Below are 23,759 nucleotides of genomic sequence, written 5' to 3'. Positions count from 1 at the left end.
GCGATCGCAGGAGCGACCCTTGAGGCCGGAGCGGCGGCCACGGTAACCTGCGCGGCCGCGTGGCACAACAGCCGTTGACAACAATAGGAGCATCATTGTCCACACCTCTTTTTTACTCACACAGGTAGCTTCCCCAAGGCCGTTGGCAGGGGAACCCGAAGGTCCGCCGAGGCAGCCAAGCGGCACCGGTTGAAGGCCTCCGGAGCCGTTTGGTTCGGTACAAGATGAGGTCATCAGATTCCCTCCTTTCACACATTCATGGCGGTTCGATCACGAGGCGACATGACCTCACCGCTTGAAGAAAGTGACGATGTAGAAGGTTTGCAGCCATTCCGCTGTAAATGAAGGTGGCGGGAGCCGGGCTCGGGACAGGGCCGTTCACCAACGAAGTGGGAATTGGACCAGCCCGTGGGCCAAACTGGCTACATGCGAATCATTTCCTGGAACTGCTCAATGGCCTACGGCAGGAAGAGCCACTTACTGGAGGCCCTCAGCCCGGACGTCGTCGTCCTCCAGGAAGTATCCAAGGCGGACATCATCGGCGCAGAAACCCTTTTGCCGCCTGGACAGGTTCCAACAACCACAAAGGCCTGGGCGTGCTCGGTATGACACCGGCCAACTACACCATGACCGAGCAAGCCGCAAGCGCCACCCTTCCGTGGCACCTTCCGTTCAGGGTCAATGGACTGAACATCATCGCCTTGTGGGCCCACAAGCTGACCCAGAACCAGCGATACGTTCGGATCACGCATCAGATTACGGACGCCCACTCGGAGTATCTGCGATCTGGCCGGGGGCTCATACTCGGCGACTTCAACAGCAACACTGTCTGGGATAGAGAGCATCCTGGCCGGAACCACTCAATGCTTGTCCACAAACTGGAGAAGCTCGGCCTCGACAGCGTCTTTCATCGCCAGGAAGGTTGCCCACAAGGCGAAGAAAACATCAAAACCTATTTCCATCGGAGGAACGCCGGCTACGGCCACCACATTGATTATGCATTTCTGTCCATGACCGTGGACGCAAGCCTTAGAGTTGGCGAATCAACAGAGTGGTTGCAGCACAGTGACCATATGCCGTTGATCCTGGACATTCACCACTTGCCGGGATCTGCCTCGTCCGCCAGAGGGTCACGGCTCACTGAATAGGACAGGGGAACAGAAATAGAAACCACAGCCGCTTCCGGTTCAGTCATCACACGGTTATTGCAGGAGATCTCCTGGGAATCCGCCCCGGCCTATCGAGAAGGTGGTCGCGGCCGCGAGAACGTCCTGAGCGCGGAAGTCCTGATGGCCCTGGACTACCTCCCCCGCACGGCCTTCCTGGGTCAGATCTTCCGGACAGCCCGCGGCGCGGACAAGTCCAGGAACGCTTTCATTGATCACATCGAGAGCGCCGTCATGGATTTCCTGCCCGGTGATCTGCCCTTGGTGCCGGAATCAGGTCCGCTCAAGCAGCTGTACGTTCAACCGGATGCCGTGCTGACGACAGAGAATTCTTTCGTCCTGATCGAAGCCAAGCGGATCCGACGAAGCGCCTTCCAACCGCAGCAACTGGCAAGAGAATACGTGGCCGCCCTTGCACACTCCCAGGGCCGCTCACCCCTGATCCTGCTCCTTGGTGCTGAGCCACCGCTCCAGGTCAAGGGCCGCGGCCGACTCTCACTTGAAGAGGCCATTCGAGTGGAGTTGCGCAATGTTCTGTACCAGAGCGGCGGCGACGATGATGACTACGAGCTTCTGATCAACGCCATCCCCGATGTGTTCTGCTGGATAACCTGGGACGAAGTCGCCGCGGTGGTTTCCGAACAGGCTGCAGCCTTTGCATCATTGGAATCATCCGTCAACGCTACCGTGCAGCGGCTGGCCGGCTCCATCACCAAGGCCCTCACATGGCACTCGTAGCAAACTTGAACGTACAGTTCCCAACGTCGCCTGCTGACCACGAAGCAGCCCTCTTGGCCGGGCTTTGCAAAGCAGCAACGACAGACAGAGTACCCTGGGGCCTTCACGTCGAAGTACGTCGACAACAAGTGGTACGTCGCGGAGATGGTCAAGCCGTTTTAACTGTGGTTCTTGGCACTGGGCCGCTGGAACCGGTTCGTAGCGTCGACTCCGGTGTCCGGATAATGAAGCCATGTTGATCAGCGAAGCCCGTGGCCGGTTGAAGATGCAGTTGGCTGAAAAGGCTCCCAAGGCATAACAGCTTGGACGCCAAGTCCTGCCACGGTATTCGATATCTTCATGCAGTTCGCTGGAGTGCCGGCAACGGACACAGCTCCCGCCGAGGAAGACGGCGACGGCGTTCTCGCCCAGTTCGGCCCAGCAGATCACGCCGGAACGACAGCCTTCATGGTCGACCTCACCCGGCAATTCATCGAAGCCTCCGATGAAGACCCCGCAATGTGGCAACTGTCCTGCGCGTTCTTGTGGCCGGACAGTCCGGCGACAGCAGCCCTCGGCGGCGGTTCCCTCTGGTCCTTCGACATGTCTTTGGATGAGTTTTCCGCGGCTGCTGCTGCACTTCCCGGGTGGGCCTGGGCGCTGGAGACAGATCAAGCCCCGCACCACTTCGCCATCGCATTCGAGCAGGTGTAGCTGCAGGCCGGCACAACACTCCACTGGAATTCGTTTCAGGCGGGGCCTAAGTGGAACTTCGATTACCGAACGGCAGCCGCCCATACCGCTCCACAAAGGCCGAAATCATGGCTTCTTCGAGCTTCTTTTCGGTCCGATCAGCCACGACTTTCCAGGCCACACGCAGAACCCGCGCATCGGCCAATTGCCAGATGCGTTCACCGCCGCTGTGGTTGTGGGTCATTCCTGGGCGGCCAGCCTTCGCATACTCATCGATGCGGCCCCACAAGCCGTCGAGCTTCGATCTCTGGCTTGCCTTGCCAATGTAGGCAACAGACGCCCCCGGCACCCACTTGGCCGCCAGTTCAGCGACAGGCGCGTTCGCCTTCCTGGCCTTGTGCGTACCGCCGAAGCCTTTTGCAAGGAACTCAGGAGGATCGGTGCTGGGCCTGACTACGACATAGACACCAGGTGACCTCGGTATCCCACCATCACCTTGGGAGTACTGCTGACGGATCTCGGCGAACGGCACGAATCCGTCAAAGCCAGCCCCCATCAGCTCGATTACAGTGAAGGTTTTCAACTTAGCCAACACGACCACCGGTCATGAAGGAATCCATCACCACAGCTTTTCACGTCGCACGACTGAGCGGCGATAAAACACGAAGTTATAGATCCTAACTGCCGGTACCGCCTTGCCGAGGCAGCCCATGAGGTTACTCGTCCTCCCAGACAAAGTCCCGGTAGAACCACTCGCCACCGACTTCATACCGGTCAGCCAACGTCCCGGGAGGCATCGTCGCCAGGTCCGCCAGCGTCGGGTCCAGCCTCAGAAGATGTGCAACATGCGCGGCCACGCATCCGCCAGATGAGTTGGGGTCGTCCACACCGTCGGCGAAGTTCCAGCCGTTCTCCGGGTCGTGAAGGACTTGAAGCACAGGCCGCTCTCCAGAAAGGACGGTCTTCATGACGACCGCGCCCAGGGCATCAGGGAAACGATTCCCCGGAAATGGCCACGGCAGTTCCCTAAACATCTCAGCGTTGCTTGTCATGGCTCCATTCTCTCTGGCAATGGGGCTGCTCCAGACGAAACCACACAGATGGCTGCGGAAGTGCCCGTCCCGGAATGGCTGTTTCCGTCGGATAGTGTCGAAGCAATTGCCAACAACCAGGGAGCAACCATCAGAAGTCCCCGACTCATTTGGCGCGTTTTCCGTGCGGCGCCTTCACCCATCAAAGCCTTGATGGTTGCCTATCCGGCACTCTTTGTCCTGTCGTTCGTCCTCGCCGCTGTAAAGCTTCCTTTTTGGGCGGCCGTCATTCCTATCATCCCCGCTGGCGGTGCCCTCTTCTCGTTAGGTCTTTGCTATTTTCGCGATCTCCGTGAGACAGCGACAATCCACTCCAGGCTCTACAGAGAGAGCAAGGGCATCGCACCCGACGGCTTCACCATGGCAGACGTGCCGACCATCAAAGGAATGGGATTCTCCTACATGGTGCTCGGCACGATGCTGGTTTTTGGATCGCTGTGGACGATCGCCACTGCGTTCAGGTGATGGACTGACTGGCTGCATCCAGGAGATCGTGCGGCCACTGCTTACCCAGGACATCAGCCAACACCGGATCCGGGCTTCCTACACAGTACGGCGTTTGCTCGGTGTCTTTGACTGCGAGTTCCACCGGAGCGCCAAGCATGCCCCAAGGTTCGATGGAGTTGGCCAGGTAGCCCGTCAAGCGCAGATCCGCATACTCCGGCTCCCAGTAGATCGCGAAGGTACGCTGCAAGTCCTCTGGATGGATGGCTACCCACACGCCGTAAGTCAGCGACCCTCCGCCAGCCAGTTGCACGGGTAGAAGCGCTCTGATGAAGGGTCCAATGTTGGGGATCTGCATCATGACGGACTCGTTGGGGTTTCCATGGCTTAACCACGAACCGGCGGCCTCGTGCTGTTCCGGGCTATCAAGTACAGGATCGGGCAAAAGGAAACGCAGGTTCTTCTCGTGCTCGGCAGCGCTGCGGCCGCACATTGTGCAGGCAAAGTCTGTTGGGTTGTCCATGAATCTCCCGGCTTCTTTATGAACGTTGGCTTGAGCCTAACGTGAAAGAACGCTCTTCCTGGATGCTTCGGCCTTGGTTGCGGCAACGATGTCCCCGAACTCCTTGCGGCTCAGATACTCACCGCCGGCAAGACGAATGGTGCGCCCCATGTAGGGGTCCCGTTGCAGGAGTTGCTTGTCTCCCAATCTGATCGTGGTGTAGCCGGCGCGCTTCTCGGCACTCGACCGTGCGTCCGCCCACCAAACCAAGACAATCAGAGTGAAGCAATAGACGGCCATCACGGCCACAAGCGTGTCGGTGAACCATGACTGCGGAACGCCGGCCCTCATCAGACACAACGATACGACGCAGACACCCACCAGGGCCGTCGTGGTCCGATAGCGCCACTTGGTTACCGCATAGGCCGTGTGCCCAGGAATTAATCCTGTCTTGGTGTCTGTAGGCACTGGACATTCCCCCTTGTGATCAGCCTGCTGATACGCAATTCTCTCCTTCAGAAATAGCAGCATTGCATATAAATCCTGCTCGTATTCCTGGACCGGGCATTCATCCAGCCAGATACACACCTGTCCATTACGTCGTCAGTTTGGTACCGTTTACGGGTTCTGCCCTACCCCAAGGGGCAGGCACCATGTTGCAGGTTTCAGTGAGTCCTTGCTGGACCGAAAAGAACCGGCGCCCCACGGCGCCGGTTCTTTTCTTGGTTTCTTGGGTTGGGACTCGCGCTACAGTTCTGCTGCCGGCACGCGTGTCCAGAGCGACTCCACGATCGAAGACACTGTCCCAAACAATTCCGGTGTGGACAGTTGGAACAATGCATCGGCCAGGAAGTCGCAGGAAGCTGGTTCCAAGACGATGTCTTCACAACCGTGAACGGGTTCAGCCCACAAGGAGGCACCGAACTCATCCAAGGTGCCGACCAGATAGCGCTCCAACACGCTGGCAACGTCGCCCGTCACGAGCAGATCTCGGAGACCGTGGGCCCTGAAAGCAGTGTCAAGCACTTCGTTCACCAACGCACCCGTCATTTCCGTGCAGCTCGTACGCAGGAAGCGAGGTCATCGTCTGCAGAATGGCCAGCAACGACGTTGCGTCCTCGGTCGAGAACCTAGTCACGTTCGACCACTCGCTGGCGGCGCCATAGTAGTCATCGGATACAGCGATGCTTGCCAAACGCACCGCGAGTGCGAAGTCCTCTTCGCCAAGCCCCTCCCCCAAATCCAGGGCCTCCATGAGGCAGCGCCGCCTTGAATGGAACGCATTCAAACCATTGAAGCCAAGCGACACAGCAAAACGATCGGACGAGGCACCGGGACCATTCCAAATGCCCATAGCTGCCACGAGAAATTCGTGTAGCTCGCAATCAGACCCTGAGACAACTTTATTCACGTGCAAAGTCAATCACGCAGGTAGCCCGACAGATGCACGCCACGACGGTTTCATTTATTGTCGGTGGCACCCTTTACGATGATTCCAGCCAACTTCATTCAGGGGGATCACCTTGTACATACCGTCCAGGCGGGACGAATTGCTTCGTCACTTCAACATCATGGTTTTGAAAGAACTTCAGCGCTTTCGATGGAAGGTCTACAACGAGACCCTTCTGGCGGGAAGGTTCAATGAAGCCCTGGACATCGCAGCCAAGACACTGGAAGAACAGAGCGCCGAGTATGAGCTCTGGTTGTCAGGCCCACAAGGCCGCGGGCCCCACGTTTCCGCAGCAGACAGAGGGTGCATGTATCTCGCGGCCATCTTTGGGCGGCTGGACATCATCGACAGGTACATCAGCTTCGAACAACTCGGGCTGGACGAAGCAAAGCGTCCCTACCGGCCTCTGGGGTTCGCTGTGGATTCTCACAGAGGCATCGAAACCGACGATCAGCTGCGGGTCAGACATGAGCATAACGGTGCTGCCGCCGCCGAAATCCACACCGAACGCCTGCAGCAAGCACAGGAGCACCGGGCAGACCATGAGCGCTTCAAGGCCCTGATGAAGGCAGTGAAGCGTCAGCCAGGCGTACTGCAGGTTGACCTGAAGTCGGCAGTTCCTGGCAAGGACACCAAAGCAGTGACCAGGATGATCGACCAGCTTGAGGCAGCCGGGCTCGTAGCTACCAAGAAGGTCGGAAGCCGGGTTGCCGTCTGGGCAGCTGATGCGCCAGGCGTGCCACCCGTGTCCGAGCGGCGGGAACAGCGCGGGGCCTGGGCCTCGGACATTGACGCCTATCTGGAAGAGCCTTCACACGAAGACGAGGACCCGGCCCGAACCGTGGCAAACATCGAGCAACTTGCCGCGACGATCAATGAGGCTGCCGAGGAGCCCGCCACAGACGAAAGCCTGCGGCCAACCCCTCTGGACTTCCTGAATTTCCCAAGCATCCTTTCTCCGACCAAAAGCGAGGGCATTCCGGTCTACTACGACCCCGAGGAACTGGCCATGGCCTTCTGGGGTCATCATGATCTTGCCGAAAGTGCTGTCCTGGCCCAGCGGATCATCGAGGGAGGAGGCTACGACACGACTGCCAACCAAAAGAAAAAGTGGCTCCGAGCCAGTCCACGCCACACCCATGTTGAGCGGATAGCTTTCGTTGGAAAATACCTCAATCACGGTCGACCAGGGTGGCTGCTCAAGGAAGTTACTTAGCCAACCGGGAACAGCGTCCCGGTCACAGCATTCACAGCGTCGTCAGCGTGCACTGATCCTGATAAGGCACCAGACTTGGAAGTCGCCTGCTGGGTGAAGCAGAAGCCGGTACGGGCTGCCAAAGCCACAACGACCTAAGCGACTTTCTTCAGCACGTCGGCATCCTGAAAGTGAAACCACATGACTAAAAGCCACCGTTCCACCTTCAATATCAACGAAACCTGGTTCGAGGGCTGGAATCCTCTTCGGGACGAGTACGGCTATCCGATCAACACGACAATGCCCCCGGGCTTCTACATCGAGCACGGCAGCTCCGTCATCAAACGCTGGTACCCGGAAACAGGAATGTGGAATCACTTCATGGACCTCACCCGGATGTCGCCGGATACATTCCGGGACGTGATTTTCCGCGTGCCCCCGGAACTGCCCTTTGAAGCGCTTGACCACGATACGAAGAAGTCGGTCCGGAAAGCCCGGTCACAGGGCAGGGTCCGGCGACACATTGCTCCCCTACCGGCGACCCTGGACCCGACAGGCGATGCACGCCGACGACGGGAACGAAACGCAATCTATAGCCGTCGCTTCGGGGTAGCAGCGGTACAGATCGGCGGCGTGTTGGCCGCCGTCGCCTTGCTGGTACGCCTTCTTATGGGATAGAGATCGGCACTTTCTCAGGGCCAGTTGAGGGCCATCATGAGATGAACAGAGCCCTGCGACAAGGATCGGAGGCTGTCATGATCCAGGCCCTGCTGTGCAAGCTGAACATACGCCATGACTGGCACGTCGAGCATGCCGAAGACGGAACCATGTACAGACGCTGCCGCCGATGTGGAAAGGACGACGACGAAAGAAGCAAAGGCCACGGCGGAGACTTCAGTTCCTGGGCTGATCCCTCGGCTGGAGGCGGCTGACACCTCGGTCGATCTTGCTCTGGTCCTCTTGGTTCTTTTTGTGCTCAGCAACCAAGTGCATCATCGGCTGAGGCATGGAAGAAGGGACCAAGGCGCACGTACTGAATGTCTGAGGGTGAGAAGAATGACCGGCCCGCATCGATCGCGCTGAACTCTACTTGGACACCGCCGTCTGGAACCTGGTCTCCGACGATTCGTCGGAGCGTTTCGGATTGAAACTGGATCTGCTTACAACCGGGCAGCTCGCGTTGCCAGACGATCCTGGCATCCGTGGGCAACTCGACCCTGCTGAAAAGCAATGCCTCCTGCTCGCTCGTTCCAGGCTTCAGGTTGATTTCGTAGAGCAGCACCCTGTCAGCGAACCGATAGACGCTGACGTACTTGTCACGAACGTGGCCGCCGTTCAACGGCAGCGCAGGATCAGGATCATACGCAGACCCAGGCAAGTAGTAATTGTCAGCCCTGTGGTTAGCCTCCCAGTCTGCTGACAGCGCACCGTATTTCGTCAACTCTGGCAGGACTGGTTCCGCCGGCGTGGCGGGAGCCGGCACCGGAGCCACGACCGGCGCGGTCGGAGGAGCCGAAGGCGATGCGGAGGACGGACCAGGAGTCGCCGTCGCCTCAACGGTTGGAGTAACTGAGGCTGGACTGGCTGTCGGCTCCGGTGATGCAGCCTGGGAAGGCGTCGACGTCGCCGTTGCTTTTGGTGCTGCAACGGGACCCACCGTTCTGCCGATGGCTGCCACGCCGGCAGTTCCCAGGACCCCGCACAGGGCAACAACGCAACTGACGATCAATGCCACCAGCTTGTTTTGCTCGTAGCCGTAGAGTTCCCTGCGGTGTTTGTCTGTCTGCTGCCCGGCCACGATGATGATGACATCAACCAGCCACCAAATGCCGTAGCCTCCCAAGGTGAGCAGCTTCAGAATGCCCGTTCCTATCTTGCCCAAGTAGAAACGGTCGATGCCAAAGGTTCCAAGGAACAGGGCCAGCAGCCACGTTGTCACGAACGACTTCGGCTTCGGATACCGAAGATCTGCGGGAGCGTGCGGCTGATCAGAAGTCGGACCACCCGGGTACAGCACGCTCATGTTCATCCTTTCGAAGCGATGAATGGTGCGCCAGCGTACCGTCCCCGACTCAATGACTGAACGTCAAGAACAGGACAAGACCGGCGCCTCTGCTCTGGATGATAGATCCGGCAGTGGGGACTGTCCATGGCAATTGGGGCCCATCATTGGCCAACGACACAAGGGAGCTTTGTGCAGCAAGGCTCGCGCCAGCAGGGTCTTGCCAGGCAGCTACTGTCCATGGACGACAATGTCGACGCTGCCCGTCCCGGGCTGTGCCCACGGAAGCCTTCCGGCCGCCGCCATCTCTTCATTTGCTTCCAGTACTGCACTCCGGACATCGCTTCCCTGGCTGTCCAACAGCACAACAAAGGGAACCGCGCGTGTCCGCCACCTGTCCACGACATTTGGCAGGATCGAGGCGAACAGCGCGGCTACAACTGGCGCATTGTCGCAGCCACTAGCAATCACCACATGCCCCTGGTCGTTCCCCACCCACTCCAAGTCGGACATGAGTGACACGACCGCGTCGAGCCCGAAAACGCGATAGGGAAACACGAACTCTTTTCTCAAGTAGTCGATCAGCCCTTGGCGATCCACAATGCCGGTGAAGTCGAGCCGGAAGACGCTCATCCCCGAGTCTGCACCGCGCGACGCCCATCGAAGGCTTTCGGCTGGTGTCATGCCCAGGTGAACGGAATGCTGTTGAGGGAATGCGGCCTTGCTCACCTAGTGAACCTACCGCCAAGGCGGCTCACGGCTTATTCCCTTGGACAAGCAATTGTGACCCCTGAACCTCCAGCCGACACCCATTTCCGTTGACATCGGCCGTGTGTAAGTAGCGACCGTCAAAGACAGCCGACTCGACTACTTCTGACAGCTCAACCCGTGATGTTTGCTCGCCGGACCGAGCAACAAGCCGCACCGACGTCTCACATACGAGAAGCCACTGCTCGCCGGTACGGAACGCCAGGACGATGTCTTCGTCGTCGACCGAAAGCACCTCCGGGCCTTGGACTGGGTCGGCCGGCAACACAATGACGCTTCTTGCACTCCACGCATGAGCGACACTGCCGCTCATTCCCACTGCAACAGGCCGCCACCCAGGAACCTCAATTTGCCAGGAATGGGTGTCATCCAGGGTGACTGACAGGCTCGCTCGTCGGATGTCATCCGTAGGTGTCTGAATCAGTGTGAACTTGCGGCCGACGGCCAGGAAGTCCACACGGCTAGGCATCCGCGGGATCTGTCGGCTGAAGCCCTCTGTTCTCGCAAGCTTTCGCTGCACCGACCTCAGCAGCGGCAGTGTCTCTTCGTCGGAAAATCCAGTCGTGATGGACCACTCGACTCCTGATCCGAATACATCGCTGATGAATGCAATCTCAGTTGCCAAGATAGCCCGCTGCCAGTCAGCAGCCGTTAGGTTCTGCCGCTGCTGGATTCGCACCGCGGTGTGTTCACCCCGGCTCAGCACCTCCGGGACGCTGTTGAAGCCCATGGCCACCGCCATCGCTTCAGTGCACCGAGCCGGGCCGCCCCACTCCCGCAATCCGCATCGCAACAGTTCGCGCTCCTTGTCCGTCAGATCCAGATCGAACACTGCTACTTCAGGTATGTGCGAAGGGCCGCGAAGAGCACGACCCTCAGTTGTTGACGCCGTTGGGACTTCTCCAGACTCCCGAGGCTCCCATTTCATCTCGTACAGGGCCCTGGCATACGACTCCCCAATTGAATCCAGTCACTGGCAGAAACAATGTCAGAGAGGCTGTCCAACAGATAAGCGATGTCCTGATCCTCGTTGTCCGGAGTCAGGACCGGAACCGAGTGATCGAGCCAGCCCGCCATGACGCCTGGACGATGCACCGGGCTGTCCATTGCGACCCAAACCACTGACGCTGCCTCGGTGAAGTCGATGGCATCGAATGCTGAAGCTTTGGGCCAAGAGCACCAAGCCGCGCGGAAGGCAGACGTGAACTCGTCCCGAGTCGCGGGCAGCCTGACGATCCCACGAGCCAGAACCCCGAGCGCCAGTCCCTCGACGATCTGCTGCACCTGTTGATCCTTCCTCACAGTTCGAATGCTATTGGAGGTAACGTCCACGCGAGTGTTCTGCCTCCAGGAGCATCGATCTAATCGACCCAGTATGCTGCACCAGGATTCAGCTCTCGAGCCAGTTCCGCATGCGCTTCCCACCTATTATCCAACCAACCATCTGTCCCAACAAAAAATATTCTCTTCAAATACGCTTCAACAATTGTATCTAACATATTTTTGACAGATTCGTATTGCTTCTCATGTTCCAAATCCTCAAAAGTAAAGTGGTAGATCGGCTGATCTTCAATCCGGGAAAGATCAATAAAGGAATAAGCACTACCACCATCAGTTAGGATTGGGAACCAAGATGGATTCTCACCAAGTTCATTTACAAATTGATCATAGATAATCAAAGACTCATCAAGCGCAGGAAAGTAAAGACCTGGGACGAGGTGCAAGTCATTGAGAGCCGGATCCCCTTCCCAGCTTGTTCCGTCATGCCACGCATACAGAGCAAGTAGATCCGAACCGGGCTCCAGCCCCCTGGGACGTAGCGCGCTCTGCACTTCGTCGGCTGCTAACCCTGGGCGAAGACGACCAGCAACGGGGATATGCAAGTCCCGCAAGTAGCCTTCAATAAGTGCGGTTGATTCTTCAATTGAGCGCGTCATGGGATGAACCTTACATTAAATCGATCACCATCAACAATGTTGTAATCCTTATAGAACTTAGCGAGCACCTGACCCTGATACGCGTTTTCTTTCCGAGGAACAGCCATAACGGTCGCCCCGTAGCCACCTTCGTAAGTAGACGCGAACGGATACTCGTCCCACTGCATTTGATGGCCAGCGGATGCGCCGCCTAGACCTTTCTTGGCTTGATATCGATTCCGATCATTATTGGCCTTCCCTTCCAGTCGAGTCAACTGCGTTGGGGCCCCACCTGCAACGGCATTATTGAAGTTCTGTTCGATGGTTGGTGCGACACTTCGTTGGAAATATACGGTCGGTATATCTTCAGGTTGCAGCTGAACCGTGCCATTACCTGGATTGTTGTCCGTATCATCAATCGGGTTCCCATCCAAAATGCGGGCACCTTCGATTAATCCTTGACTTACACCTGAAGCGACCTGGCAAACATACATGTTGCCCGTTGCACAGCCACCCATAAAGATTGCCCTGAACGAGTAAGCCGCACCTTCAGCTGGTCCATCCGCACCCAAGTTGGCCGCGTCGCGCGCCTTTGGGAAATAGTCGCCGTCAATGTAGGGGGCAACTGAGTTCCAGTTACTCTCGAAGTTGGAACCCGGTGACGAAGGAATCTGCGCTTGTATAGGTTCGGGAGCCTCTACGATGCGACCCGGATTCTCGTACTTAGCTTGCAAATCAGCAGCAGATCCAGGGACAGCGCCGGAAGATCCGTCGGCCAGGCAGTCACACGCAGGGCGGAGGCCACTCGGATCCGAGGCATTGATGACGTTGCCGAATGCATAGGTATAGGGAGTAAAGCCGCGGTGGTCCTCCGTGCTGAGGATCGGGTCGGGAGAAGTGAAAACTCCCAGTACGGAATCGAGCTCCCTTGCTCCGAGGTGGGTCAACGAACTAACGGTGTCATCGAGTCCGCCGATATAGCCGTTGACAGCACCGAACCCCGCCGCGTTGGCAGCGTTTGTACCAGTTCCTGCAGTCGTACTCGCCGCCGCCGTGAAGGCGGCGTTGCCCGAGGCTGTGCCATTTGAACCACGGGCAAGGCCCATGGGATCAGTCCGCCGCACAAGCGTGGTGATGTTGGTCGTGCTCGCGGTGGTGTTGGGCAGCGTCATCGTTTGCGCGGTGTTCACGCTGTCACCAATGATGAAGGCCAACTTCGTGGTGCCGGCGCCGGATGCAGTACGTTGCCCCACGACCTTACCGGCAAAGGTATACGTCTTCGTGGCGGTCTTAGTTCCGGTGGCTTTGTTGTGATGGGCAGTGATGCTGCCCAAGGTGACGGTCGTACCCGTGCCGTCCGTGATACCTACGAGATTGCCGGTCGCATCGTAGTATCGGGCGCCCTGGTCATCAGCGATGGTGGCTCCGGCCGCAGGCGGTGTACCCGCCGTAGCGTTAGGGTTCGGGTTGCTGGGGATCGTGCTGATCCCGACTGTTGTGTCCAGCCGACCGTCCAAAGTGTAGGTCAGCGTCTGGCCGGCACGTCCCGTCAAGCGGCCAGCCGCATCCCACGTGAGCGGACGCGTGGTCGCTGTGCCCCCGGCAGGTGTCGACACCACGGACTGAGGCCGGTGTGCTCCAGCCGATCCAGGCGTCGGGTAGGTGTAGTCCTCGGTTACAGCAAGCGCGCCGTTGGATCCAAAGCGCTTGACCTGCGACCGATCACCGGCAGCTGTATATGTATACGTCTGCGCATACGGCGCTGGTCCGCCCAGCCCCGATACAAAGGTAGCTGTTGATGCTGGTGCCGTGCCGCAGCTTAGGTTCGCCGGTGTCCACACCGCCTTGACGCGATCGGCATGGTCGTAGCTGTAACACTGTGAATCGGCTGGCGAAGAAGGTCTGGACGTATATGCATGTTGGCGTTCGGTGATCCTTCCCACGGGGTCGTATGTGTAGCTGGTGGTGCCCAGGTCAGTATCAACGAGCGAGCCAATGAGCTTATTACTTGCGACAGTATTTGAGAGTCTGCCTGTGGAGTCATCCCAGTTGAAGGTGACCTTGTTCGTGCCAGTGGTGTTGGCACCGCTGGTCGCATTGCTGTCGTACTGCGAGTACGAAGCGATCTGGTTCAAGCGGTTGTAGGTTCCGCCACCGACGATGTAGTTCGATCCCGAACGGACTTCGTAGGGGTTGTCGTACGTGTTGTACACGTTGGTGACAGATTCCGCAGGAAGGCCAGCAATAGCCGGAGTTCCGGCCACGTTCGACTTGCCCGTCAACGTCGTCGTATTCGTGAACGTGTACGACGTTGATCCGAACCCTGTCAGTCCGGCCGGCAGTGTCGTTACGGTCGTCCCGGGCGTGTAGGCCAGATCGAAGCCACTGTATGTTGTCGTCACAGGCTGGTCGAACGCAGCGCCATTGTTCCTCGTGGAGCTGGCCAGAACGCCAAGCGGGTTGCCTGCCCCGTCGTACGTGTTTGTGATGAGGGTCTTCTCGGCACCCCCGGCAGGAGTGACAGTCTGTTTTGTGGTGCGATCCAGTACGTCGTAGCTGTACTTGGTGACCGTATTCAGCTCGTCGGTGCGGTTGGCTACCCGTCCTGCAGCGTCATAAACAGTGGAACTGGTGCCTGTGTCAGGATCTTCGCTGCCAACCAAGCGCCCTGCTGCATCGTAGCTCCATGTCCAAAGATTGTAGCCATCCCCCATCCGGGTAAGTTGGCCCAATTGGTCGTACACGTAAGAACTGACGTCAGCCGTCCCCGTAGCCGCAGACCCGTAATAAGTCTTTCGGCTCTGCAGTTTGCCTCGGGTATCGACCAACGTAGTAATCGGCGACTTGGCGAATCCGGTGTCGTTCGTAACGGCAACGGTTGTCGTGTCAAGCCCGTTGTACGTGTACTGGGTCTTCCATAGCTCATCGTTGTCCCATGCCATCGCACGTTCCGCGGTAACACGACCGTAGGCGTCGTAGTCGAAGAGCGTGGACGAAGGCACGGCGATCGAGGGGGTGACCAGTACGCCGTCTGGTGCCGAGGAGACGAAGTAGGGGTTACGGACCAAATCCTTATTGCCCGCGGAGTTGTAGGTGATGTCCGTGACGATCGAACCGCTTCCAGGCGACTGCGACTGCGTTTGCCGAGGACGTCCCATACCGTCGTAGATGGTGAAGCTTTTCGTCGTCTGGCCGTAGCTGTTGACAACTGTCTTTTGAACCCACGAAGGACTTGCCTGCGAGACGCTGTAATTGGTGGCAACAGACGGCACGGTGGGATTGCTCCCCTGTGGGCGGCGAACATCCCACGACTTGATCTCCCGGCCTGACGGATCGTAAGCGGCGCTCGTCTCATGTCCGTTCTGATCGACAGTCTTAAGCGTATTGCCGCGGATGACGTCGAGTGTCGTAATGGTCTGCCATTGGGCCGAATTTGTCGTCGTTACCTGTGTAACCGGCCCCGTGGCTGGCGAATAGGCTGTTTTTGTCGTCCGTGTAGTACCTGTACTTGTATCGGTCGCCTGGGTAGGCCGGCCGAGTGCGTCGTAAGCCGTCGTAGGCCCGCTCTGCCAAGCAGTTGCCGTTCCACCAGCCACTGCAGTGGCGATATCGCTGCGTGTCTTGTCTGCCTTCGTGGGAGCAACGTACCCGGAAGTCCCCGGCACAGCAGACGTCGATCCGTCGTAAAGAGTCCGTAGGGACTTTAACAGGGTAACGCCAGGGGTATTACAGACGGACGAATAGGTGGAGGTCACGGCAGGCAGCGACAGGATATTCAGCTCCGCGTTGTCTGCATAACTGATTGTGGTGCAACTGTCATCAGAGAGTGTTCCCAGCTCACCGTCATCGCTGATGGTGACCACACGCCCCAGCGTGTCGTACGTGTTGGAGGACTTCGTTTTCCGCCAGCCATTGCCCTGCCCGGAAGCCAACTGCGTTTGCGTAAACTTCGTTCCGGTGAAGTAGGACTTGACCGAGCCAAGGGCTGCTGATGAGGTGGCAGTCGGGTACTGCGAGTTCCACGGAACAGTCACCGTTCCACTCATGTACGTCCCGCCGGTGCCCCGGTAGCTGCGGTTTTCGAACACCCGACCTGCAAACCACGGCGAGTCCGGAATGTTTGTAGCGGTCGCGCCGTCCGAGGATGCGAGTTTGATTGACCGCATCGCTCCGGAGGAATTGGCCGGCGTGCCGTCATTGCCACGGAAATACGTGGTCAGCGTGTACGGATTGTTGCTTTGCACCGGGTCATTGCCGGTGATGGTTTTGACCTGCGACCATCCGCCGAATACAGACCACGTCTTCTTTGAACCACCCGTGGTGGTGTCGATCTTAGGTCCGGCATACTTCCACACAGGGTCACCGATGTAGTCATATCGCATCATCACAGGCGTGCTGCCGTCGACACCCATGCTTGGCGTCGTCGTGACCTGTTTGACCGGATAGATGTTGAAGTAGGACATAGTTTCCGGCTCAACGATGGGTTCAGTGGGCACCCACCATTGCGGAAAGCACATCTTGGTGTTGTTCTCGGGGACGATGTCCTGATTGCCGTCCCGGTCAACGTCTTCGTCCGTACAGTTCGGCTGCATGTATTCCACCGTGGTGGTGGCGCCGGTGCTGTTCCTGATCCAGTCAAGGCGGATACGGTTCATCGTCGCCTGGCCGGAGCGCACATCCCAGACCCGGTTCTTCTTTCCGTGGCCGTCGAATTCAGTGGGTGGGTCCGTAACCCATGACGTAATGCCGGTCGAAGTCGTGTCCGCGCCTGAGTGGGTGATGGACTTGAACCACAGCGCCGGGCGGGCACCAACTGCATCGTAAGGATCAGGCATGCTGTGCTGCAGGTACCAGTAGTCAGTGTTGCCGTAGCTGGTTCCGTTCACGAGCGTCTGAGACAAAACCGTCCACAACCGGTAATGCGTGTAGAACGTCGGAGCCTGCACTGTGCAGCCAGATGCAGTCGAGCAATTGAACTCCTCGTACGGGACATCATTGCCACTAGAGCAATCGCTGCCCTGTTCGCAACGCCCGGTGTAGCCGAAGTTCACAATCAGTGGAGCCTTGGCCGTGAGCTCAGAGCCGGCGCGCATGCCGTAATCCACGCGCGCGAGCCTGCTGGCCCGCACATAACTGAAGGCTGTACCCGTTCCGGCTTCGGAGACGTAGAAGTTGGTATCCTGGGTGTAGTAGAACGCCTGCGAGTTACCGTGAACGTCTACGACGTAGTCAAGGTTCCAGGCGTAGGCCTGCTGGCAAAAGGACGCCTTCAAGCTGGCCGCAGCGCAGGGTTGGTCGCCATTGGCAGCCCCGACAGGAACGTAGTCGGCGGAATTGGTAGTAGCTTTGCCGGTGGTCCACCCGGGAAGACGGTTCAAGCCAAAGTAGTATTGCGTGCCCTCGGGATCAGTCAGCCGCCAGTATTCACCGTCACGGGTACCATTCGTCGTGCCATGGGCGATGTACTCCAAACGACTGCCGTCGTCGTTTAGCAGCCGGTACTTGAGTTTTGAGTCGCCCTGACTTTCGTCCTCGACGATCACACCTGATCGATTACCAAAGGAGATCGTGAATTCCTGGCCGCCCGGGTTGCCACAGAGGTCGTAGGTCTTCGTGTTTACCGGAAGCTGGTCCCGGCAAGACCCGAACTTCTGCCTGATTGAGCCGGTCCCTGAGAGCTGCCAGCCATCTCCGACGACTGAAGCCTGGGTGTTCGTCGAACTGGTCAACCCATCCAAGGTAGTCGAGTCATAAGAGAGGCCCAGTGACGGTGTCTTGCCAGCGGGCGCGTTGCGGATCGGGAAGGGATAATTCCACGTAAAGCCGCCGGTTTGACCCGTAGTCCCCCACGAGCCGGACCCCACACCCGGTACAGCCGTGAAGTTCGACGTGCCGTTGCCACTGGATGGAACCGTCGCCATCATCGGCACGCGTGCAGGGAGTTTGCTCTGCAGAGCAACCCTGTTGGCGGTCGGGCTATCACCGACCACTGTGTCGGCACCAGGTGCAACAGCCGTTGCCTCCACTCCGGACGGGGCTGGCGCCGGTGGGGCTTGTTCAGTCCAACGCTCGACAGGAATTGGCTCCACGTCATGCGCCACGTTCTCCAAAGCTGAAGCAGCAGTGGCGGGCAGCTCCGGCAGGACGTTGAACGCACTACCGCTGACGATAAGAGCACCTGAAAGGGCTCCGGTAAGGAGAGCCTTGAGCGGCAGGGCCAAATACTTTGGGGTTCTCATTGGAGCAGGCCGTCCTTTTCGGTGGTGCCGCCGGTATTCACGAAGGCCTTCTGGATGGTGGAGAACTGGGTGTCGGTGAGGATTTCCTGGGTAAGAATCGGGCGGTAGATCTTGCCGTTGAACTGCTGGGCTCCACCGATGCTCTGGCCGACGATGACCTTCTGTGTGGACGCAGCGGGCAGGATGTTTTGCTGGGAAGCAGCAATCACCCAATCGGAAATCGATCCGCCGACCTGGGAACTGAGCCTGAGCTGGCGGTTGATCTTGTCATACACTGCCGTCACGTAAGACCAGTAGCCCGCCGGAAGAATGCCGCTGTCTTCGTTCACAATGTGACTGGAATTGACTCCCGTCCACGCTTGGAGCCTCACCGAGCCCCATTCACCAATCTCAAGCGCCGCTCCAGGCGTTGAACCGGCAAGCTGAGTAATCAGCGAACGGATGTCTTGAACCTGCCCCCCGCCAACGCTTGTGGGGCATACCCATGCTGCGACACTGAAGTCTCCTGATGTATCCACAGCCCGGGCAGCCGTTTCGGCTTTTCCGGCCCCGGGATTGAATTGCAGCGCCCTGGCATTCCTGGATGCCAGCGGTATGGTTTCTTCAGTGCAGAGGCCCTCGGGCACGCGCTGCCCGGATATGGTTCCTTCAGCGTGGATGTCGACCCACTTCGCATTGCCAGTCGGCGCCAAGCCAACGACCGTCTTGTTCAGGATGGGCTCGGCAACGGTAAGTGTGGCGGTCTTGGCGGCCCCACTCTGATAGTCCTGGTCATCCGGATCGGTCCCGGCGACGTTGCCAGCTGCGTCGAAAGCCCACACCGACAGGACCGTCTGTTGGTTGACCGCACCGATGTTGATCACCATGCTGTCCCCGTCAGGGCAGACGATAACGAATTCCTCGACCGGCGGCGTTTGGCAATTCACGTTGGTTGGCGGAGTCACCGCGGCTTCCTTACTTACCGCATAGATAAACCCATCAGCACGAAGTATTCGGCCGTCGACGTAACTGTTGCTGATCTTGAACGGGTAGACCTGGTCACCGGGCGCATGGCCATTGTCGCTGTAGCTCGTGACGCCGGTGGATTGATTGGTGGTCACGGTGTACGCGGCATTTGCCACTGGTTCGATTTTGGGTGGAGTCGGCGCCGTTAGATCCACAGTGAACTTGAAGGTCATCAGCGGCGAAACACCCGCATAGTCGTCATAGGTCCTCGCCTCGAAGATATAGTCACCCTCGGTCAATGCCGGGGCGGATCCCCACTCCATGGTTTCCGCGTGCCATGCGGGCGAGGCATTCTCGACAACGCCGCTGAAGATGCTCCCACCGCCTGATGCCCGGCGGACACTGTAGACCACCTTGATTTCGCCGCCGTCCACGTCGTCGCCGACCATGGCTGTCAGCTTCGGCTTCGAGACACGGGTGACATATTTGGATGTTGTCCCCCATGGAGTACCGGTCCAACGACCGGACTGAATGGAATGGATAGCCGGACCGATGGGATTCCGGTTGTAGTCGACCCTGATGGCGCCGGAATTGGCGAACCGCTTCCATGCCAATCCGCTGGTATCCAGTTCATTGTCGGCGGCAAGCATGATCGTCCACTTCGAGGAATTCAGCAGGATGTTCTCAGCAGCAAGGAGATCGAAGCCAACCATTCCTGCAGGACAGGCCGAGCTGTAACCCTTGGCGACGTTCCCGCGGTCAGTGCGCACTTTCAACTGCGGCTGGTTGTTCCACGTTGTGCCGGTACCGACTTCGCCGGTGATCCAGGAAGCGATACCCGTCAGGGTGCACGAGGAGGACCAGGTCTCCAGAATTTCGAAGCGGGCGTTGATGAGGTCCGCCGTGGCATCGAAGGTCTTGCCTTCGAACTGGAAGTACGAACGAGCAAGATGCGTTACGCCATCCGGTGCCCAATAGTTGGGAAGGTAGCCGACGTTCATGGTCTGATCCGTGAACTGGCCGTTCCAGTACGAGGTGTTCGGGTAGGCAGTGTCGACGAAGACATAGGAGGTCCGGGGTGTGTTCCACGGTGGGTCCACAAAGATCGGGTACTGCAGGTCTGGCGTGTTCAGGATTTCGTCCATGCCAAAGATCTGGGTCTGCTTGCCGGATTCCTGTCCCAGGCTGAACGTGAATGGCCGGGTGAGGCCCGGAGTGCCGGGATCCAGGGCCGAAGCGCCGGGCTGGGATGAGTCCCACCACTGTCCGCCGCCCATGTGCAGTTCCACCTGTCCGGAGTCGCTGCCTGTAGCGGTCAAAGTTCCTTCGGGCGTCTCCGTGAGGTTCGTATTACCGGCATCGAGGAAGAGCCGCATCTGAACAACACGGGGATCCTTTGCGGCCTCGGCCGATTCGATCTTCAACACCTGCGAGACACCGGTCTGGTGGGCAACCTGGACCAGGTCTACCCCGGGCAGCACTTGGCGGTACGTTGCGACGTTGGCTTCGATCACCGGCTCGGGAAGCGTTCCGAAGGGCCAGGACTGTGCGATCGAGTGGCCTTCCTTGTCATCGATCGTCGCCATGTCGCTCGACCCGCCGGCACCAAGAGTCAAGTCCACGGGGATCTGCTCAGGCTTAATGACGGTCTTGCCGTCCTCGACGGTCTTCACGAGGTCCGTAGAGATATCCACCCAGCCTTGGCTGGTCTCCATCCGCACCGGCGCGGTGTTGATGGTCCGGGTAAAGGTGCCGTCAGGATTGGCAACGGTGAGATCCGTCGGAGTCGTGGCGTCATCGACCACCACCTTCTCCCCCGTGTCCTTCGCTTCGGCCTGTGCCGCCTGCTCGGAGCCTTGCACCGGCTGGGACGGGTCCGTTGCCGGATCGACAGCCGGACTGGTTTCGGCCGGCTGGTTCGCAGGAACGGCAAATGCAGCCGGCACGGAAAGACCGGCCAACAGCAAAGAAACCGTTAGCGCCGGTGCGCAGGCACGACGAAGAAAGGCAGCAGGAGAAGCCACGGCATCACTTTCTGGAGCAGAGTCACTCGACAGAGGGATGCGTCAGTTGCCGTCCGAAAACCCCCAAATTCGACTAGCGAGAGGAGCCTAACCCGGCCATAAGGTTTTTGCCAAACAAAGTCCAGTCAACACTCAGGAAAATATGATTTGTGACAGAAGACACGCGCAAGGACACGACCGTGTATCCACAACACGTCATCTCGCATGTACGCACGGGGAACCCCCGCTGCCCCGCACAGCAGAATAGACCCATGAACATCGATGACACCGATGAGGATCCTTGCGTCGGGCAGGAATGGGCCTACAGGTTGACCGCTGGCTCCCCGTCCAAGCGAGTCAGCGTTCTGGCTGTCGAGCGTACCGGGCGGAAATTCCGGGTCCAGATCCGGTTCCTTGATGGGCCAGCCAGTGGAAAAGAAGAGAACGTTCCCCGGTCACGGCTGCGTGTGCCGTGGGAAGAAGTTGCCGCGTTCGACGCGCCAATGGCCGCCTGGAAACGATTGGAAGCCGAACCCATCGACAGGACAGAGTCCTCGGCCTTGTGGACCGTCCTGGAGCTCCTGGTCCCGGATCAAGTTGCCGAGCTCTTTCTGACTTCCGTGGACGATGCCTTGGTCGTGCATGACCAGGCCCAGCTTGAAGTGTTGACCGGCGAGCCTATGTCGTCCCTGAAAGAATCTTTGTCCTGGGAGGAATTCGAAGGCAAGCCCTGTTTCACTCCCCTGGCGTCAATCACCATCGCGCAGATGGTGTGCCGGCAGAACCCGGAACCGGTCGTGGATTGGATTCTGACCGAAGAAGCTACGGCCTTGAGAAGTCAAAACGCGGCGGTGAACGATTGAGCCATGAAACCGGCAAGCCCGCAGAGTCCTCACCCGAGTACGAGTACAGGTACTACCTGAGATATCAGAAGCCGCGGCACGAACTCCTGCGCCAGTGGTGCGGATACCGGGCGGTGACCGCACACGAACGGCTCCTGGCAGCAGAGGCCGAGGTGAACCGTCTCAACGTGTTGCTGGCGGGCACCATTGACCAACTGGCAACCTACGACAAGCGTGGCGCCGAAATCGTCGAGGAAGAGCACCGGAGAGATCGCATCAGCGCTTTCACCCTTCGGCCTGTTCCGGAACGTCTACTTGGCCGTACGAGATGCCCGTCATCAGAGTGCCTGCTACGCGTCATTGGCCACGATGACAGAGCTCGTCCACTGCGTCACCACGCTTTGGGAACCCACTCCTTTGCGTGTTGCCTCACGTGCACCCTCAGCGGCCGTAATCTGTACAGCATGGAGAAAACCGAGGTGGCACGACTTGTAGCGTTGACGGGTCTCAGCAAGCAAGTCGTAGCGACAGCGATTGGCACCAGCGTGGCTAGCCTTCGCAGATGGGAACGAGGAGACTCCATCCCTGACGACAAGCGCGCAGAACTGATCAGCTTGGCAGGAGGTGACAGACCAGCTCCCACCTCACCTCGGAAGATACCCGCAGCACATCTGGCGCAGTTCCCGAGTCATATGCTCATCGAAGAACCGGCCCGGCGTTCACAGGGAGGGACGCTCCGGGACGCCTAGGGTCTCTCTTGCTTTCCTGACCTAGAGTTTCTTCAGTTGAACGCGAAAAGGGCGGTTTCCATGAGTGGTCCAGCGGCGGGCTGGTACAGCGATCCTCACGATCCATCACAGCAGCGTTGGTGGGATGGGCAGGTATGGACGTCGCACGTTCGCCCTTCGACATCCCCGGTTGTGGTCGACCCGAACCTGGCATACAGCGGACAGCGCCCAACTGCTATGGTTTTCGACCCAGGCCAGTTGAACGCCGAAGCAACTGTTGCGGTTCATCCGGCCACCGCACCGGCCATCATTGGAGCGTTCTTCCTGCTCTTGGCCTATCTGGGCGGACAGTATGAGTTGTACGTCGTCATGCGATGGGCCGTGACAGCGGCAGCGATATTGGTAGCCGCCATCGCCGGCGGGCAGGGACGAACGCTCTGGGCTGCTGTCTTTGCAGCCATTGCCGTGCTGTTCAACCCGCTTGTTCCGGTCTATGCCACGCGGGAGTTCTGGATCCCGTTCGATGTCGCAGGTCTCGTCCTTTTCTGCGTAGCAGGAGTAAAGCTCCGTGCGTCGGGGTCTGTCAGGCCGGAGTTTCTCCAAGGTGTCCGAACAACGTCATCCACATACGCCGCTCCCGGATCTGAAGCAAGAAGTCCGGTTTCAATTCACCAGACCACCCCTGCAGCAGGGTGGTACATGGATCCCAACAACCCGACACACCAACGCTGGTGGGACGGTCGAACCTGGACCCGGCATACGCAGGTGAAAGCAGGCACGAAGCGGCCCACGAATCCGGTCGCGGTGACCGGATTTGGCCTGGGATTGGCGTCCTTCTTCCTGTTCTCGATCCCTGTATTCGGGCTGGTCCTCTCCTTGGCAGCCATTGTCGTGTCAGCCATGGGACTGCCCCAGACTCACGGAACCGCGAAGAAGTATCGGGTCTTCGCGATCCTTGGCCTGATCCTTGGGATCGTCTACGCGTTCATGGCACTGCTTTACCTCGTCACAGGAAGATGAGGCCGGGACAGGTTCGTGTAATTGGCACCTGGAGCCTT

The 23,759-nt window shown here is 58.7% G+C and carries 23 protein-coding genes and 1 pseudogene; 11 read left to right on the top strand and 13 right to left on the bottom strand.

Annotated elements, in window-relative coordinates; genetic code table 11:
- Positions 1–426 precede the first annotated feature (426 nt).
- The 4 genes from ACIQT2_RS22475 (at position 427) to ACIQT2_RS22460 (ending at position 2,597) form a co-directional block, all read left to right on the top strand.
- On the top strand, positions 427–609 hold the full coding sequence (locus ACIQT2_RS22475; RefSeq protein ID WP_402951110.1) for a hypothetical protein: 183 nt from the start codon (positions 427–429) through the stop codon (positions 607–609).
- A 17-nt stretch (positions 610–626) separates the two neighbouring features.
- Entirely contained in the window at positions 627–1,148 is a 522-nt protein-coding gene (locus ACIQT2_RS22470; RefSeq protein WP_402951107.1) for an endonuclease/exonuclease/phosphatase family protein, read from the top strand.
- A gap of 57 nt (positions 1,149–1,205) precedes the next feature.
- Positions 1,206–1,904, top strand: a complete 699-nt coding sequence (locus tag ACIQT2_RS22465) for a hypothetical protein (protein ID WP_402951104.1) — start codon at positions 1,206–1,208, stop codon at positions 1,902–1,904.
- A 339-nt stretch (positions 1,905–2,243) separates the two neighbouring features.
- Positions 2,244–2,597, top strand: coding sequence for a hypothetical protein (locus ACIQT2_RS22460; protein WP_402951102.1), 354 nt, complete (start codon positions 2,244–2,246; stop codon positions 2,595–2,597).
- A 46-nt stretch (positions 2,598–2,643) separates the two neighbouring features.
- On the opposite strand, the gene ACIQT2_RS22455 is transcribed toward ACIQT2_RS22460, so the two are convergent.
- Both ACIQT2_RS22455 and ACIQT2_RS22450 read right to left on the bottom strand, forming a co-directional pair.
- Positions 2,644–3,168, bottom strand: coding sequence for a hypothetical protein (locus tag ACIQT2_RS22455; protein WP_402951100.1), 525 nt, complete (start codon positions 3,166–3,168; stop codon positions 2,644–2,646).
- 124 nt (positions 3,169–3,292) lie between these two features.
- Complete coding sequence (locus tag ACIQT2_RS22450; protein ID WP_402951097.1) at positions 3,293–3,628, bottom strand: hypothetical protein; 336 nt, start codon at positions 3,626–3,628, stop codon at positions 3,293–3,295.
- Positions 3,629–3,676: 48 nt separating this feature from the next.
- Between ACIQT2_RS22450 and ACIQT2_RS22445 the strand changes: the two genes are divergently transcribed.
- Positions 3,677–4,132, top strand: a complete 456-nt coding sequence (locus tag ACIQT2_RS22445) for a hypothetical protein (RefSeq protein ID WP_402951095.1) — start codon at positions 3,677–3,679, stop codon at positions 4,130–4,132.
- Here the strand turns inward: ACIQT2_RS22445 and ACIQT2_RS22440 are convergent.
- The 4 genes from ACIQT2_RS22440 to ACIQT2_RS22425 all read right to left on the bottom strand — a co-directional run bounded on the left by ACIQT2_RS22440 (position 4,125) and on the right by ACIQT2_RS22425 (position 6,024).
- Positions 4,125–4,634 carry a DUF2199 domain-containing protein gene (locus tag ACIQT2_RS22440; RefSeq protein WP_402951092.1) on the bottom strand — a complete coding sequence of 170 codons (510 nt, stop codon included), beginning with the start codon at positions 4,632–4,634 and terminating at the stop codon, positions 4,125–4,127. The genes ACIQT2_RS22445 and ACIQT2_RS22440 overlap by 8 nt on opposite strands.
- A gap of 36 nt (positions 4,635–4,670) precedes the next feature.
- Entirely contained in the window at positions 4,671–5,201 is a 531-nt protein-coding gene (locus ACIQT2_RS22435; RefSeq protein ID WP_402951089.1) for a hypothetical protein, read from the bottom strand.
- A gap of 159 nt (positions 5,202–5,360) precedes the next feature.
- Positions 5,361–5,639: a hypothetical protein gene (locus ACIQT2_RS22430; protein ID WP_402951086.1), complete on the bottom strand. Its 279-nt coding sequence runs from the start codon at positions 5,637–5,639 to the stop codon at positions 5,361–5,363.
- The gene (locus tag ACIQT2_RS22425) at positions 5,632–6,024 is read right to left on the bottom strand and encodes a hypothetical protein (RefSeq protein WP_402951083.1); all 393 of its coding nucleotides are present in this window, start codon (positions 6,022–6,024) and stop codon (positions 5,632–5,634) included. Before ACIQT2_RS22425 ends, ACIQT2_RS22430 begins: the two co-directional genes overlap by 8 nt.
- 160 nt (positions 6,025–6,184) lie before the next feature.
- Between ACIQT2_RS22425 and ACIQT2_RS22420 the strand changes: the two genes are divergently transcribed.
- On the top strand, positions 6,185–7,279 hold the full coding sequence (locus ACIQT2_RS22420; protein ID WP_402951080.1) for a hypothetical protein: 1,095 nt from the start codon (positions 6,185–6,187) through the stop codon (positions 7,277–7,279).
- Between the two features lie 180 nt (positions 7,280–7,459).
- On the top strand, positions 7,460–7,936 hold the full coding sequence (locus tag ACIQT2_RS22415) for a hypothetical protein (RefSeq protein ID WP_402951077.1): 477 nt from the start codon (positions 7,460–7,462) through the stop codon (positions 7,934–7,936).
- A 298-nt stretch (positions 7,937–8,234) separates the two neighbouring features.
- Here the strand turns inward: ACIQT2_RS22415 and ACIQT2_RS22410 are convergent, their stop codons facing one another.
- The 7 genes from ACIQT2_RS22410 to ACIQT2_RS22380 all read right to left on the bottom strand — a co-directional run bounded on the left by ACIQT2_RS22410 (position 8,235) and on the right by ACIQT2_RS22380 (position 21,074).
- Positions 8,235–9,281 carry a TM2 domain-containing protein gene (locus ACIQT2_RS22410; protein WP_402951074.1) on the bottom strand — a complete coding sequence of 349 codons (1,047 nt, stop codon included), beginning with the start codon at positions 9,279–9,281 and terminating at the stop codon, positions 8,235–8,237.
- A gap of 210 nt (positions 9,282–9,491) precedes the next feature.
- Complete coding sequence (locus ACIQT2_RS22405; protein ID WP_402951072.1) at positions 9,492–9,989, bottom strand: hypothetical protein; 498 nt, start codon at positions 9,987–9,989, stop codon at positions 9,492–9,494.
- A gap of 25 nt (positions 9,990–10,014) precedes the next feature.
- A complete protein-coding gene (locus ACIQT2_RS22400) occupies positions 10,015–10,860 on the bottom strand; it encodes a hypothetical protein (protein WP_402951070.1) in 846 nt (281 codons plus the stop codon).
- Between the two features lie 92 nt (positions 10,861–10,952).
- On the bottom strand, positions 10,953–11,312 hold the full coding sequence (locus tag ACIQT2_RS22395; RefSeq protein ID WP_402951068.1) for a hypothetical protein: 360 nt from the start codon (positions 11,310–11,312) through the stop codon (positions 10,953–10,955).
- A 77-nt stretch (positions 11,313–11,389) separates the two neighbouring features.
- Positions 11,390–11,965, bottom strand: coding sequence for a hypothetical protein (locus ACIQT2_RS22390; RefSeq protein WP_402951065.1), 576 nt, complete (start codon positions 11,963–11,965; stop codon positions 11,390–11,392).
- Positions 11,962–18,183, bottom strand: coding sequence for a NucA/NucB deoxyribonuclease domain-containing protein (locus ACIQT2_RS22385; RefSeq protein WP_402951063.1), 6,222 nt, complete (start codon positions 18,181–18,183; stop codon positions 11,962–11,964). Before ACIQT2_RS22385 ends, ACIQT2_RS22390 begins: the two co-directional genes overlap by 4 nt.
- Complete coding sequence (locus ACIQT2_RS22380; protein ID WP_402951060.1) at positions 18,180–21,074, bottom strand: LamG-like jellyroll fold domain-containing protein; 2,895 nt, start codon at positions 21,072–21,074, stop codon at positions 18,180–18,182. Before ACIQT2_RS22380 ends, ACIQT2_RS22385 begins: the two co-directional genes overlap by 4 nt.
- 329 nt (positions 21,075–21,403) lie before the next feature.
- On the opposite strand from ACIQT2_RS22380, the gene ACIQT2_RS22375 reads away from it, so the two are divergent.
- The 4 genes and pseudogenes from ACIQT2_RS22375 to ACIQT2_RS22360 all read left to right on the top strand — a co-directional run bounded on the left by ACIQT2_RS22375 (position 21,404) and on the right by ACIQT2_RS22360 (position 23,721).
- A complete protein-coding gene (locus tag ACIQT2_RS22375) occupies positions 21,404–21,994 on the top strand; it encodes a hypothetical protein (RefSeq protein WP_402951058.1) in 591 nt (196 codons plus the stop codon).
- A gap of 443 nt (positions 21,995–22,437) precedes the next feature.
- Positions 22,438–22,722 (top strand): helix-turn-helix domain-containing protein, encoded by a 285-nt coding sequence (locus ACIQT2_RS22370; RefSeq protein WP_402951055.1) that lies wholly within the window; start codon positions 22,438–22,440, stop codon positions 22,720–22,722.
- 60 nt (positions 22,723–22,782) lie between these two features.
- Positions 22,783–22,878, top strand: a pseudogene (locus tag ACIQT2_RS22365) (DUF2510 domain-containing protein); the annotation flags it as partial.
- Between the two features lie 60 nt (positions 22,879–22,938).
- Complete coding sequence (locus ACIQT2_RS22360) at positions 22,939–23,721, top strand: DUF6804 family protein (protein ID WP_402951112.1); 783 nt, start codon at positions 22,939–22,941, stop codon at positions 23,719–23,721.
- Positions 23,722–23,759 lie beyond the last annotated feature (38 nt).

Origin of the sequence: Paenarthrobacter sp. NPDC090522, assembly GCF_044769225.1 — a bacterium.
Lineage (GTDB): Bacteria > Actinomycetota > Actinomycetes > Actinomycetales > Micrococcaceae > Arthrobacter.
This window is presented reverse-complemented; position numbering and strand designations above follow the sequence as displayed.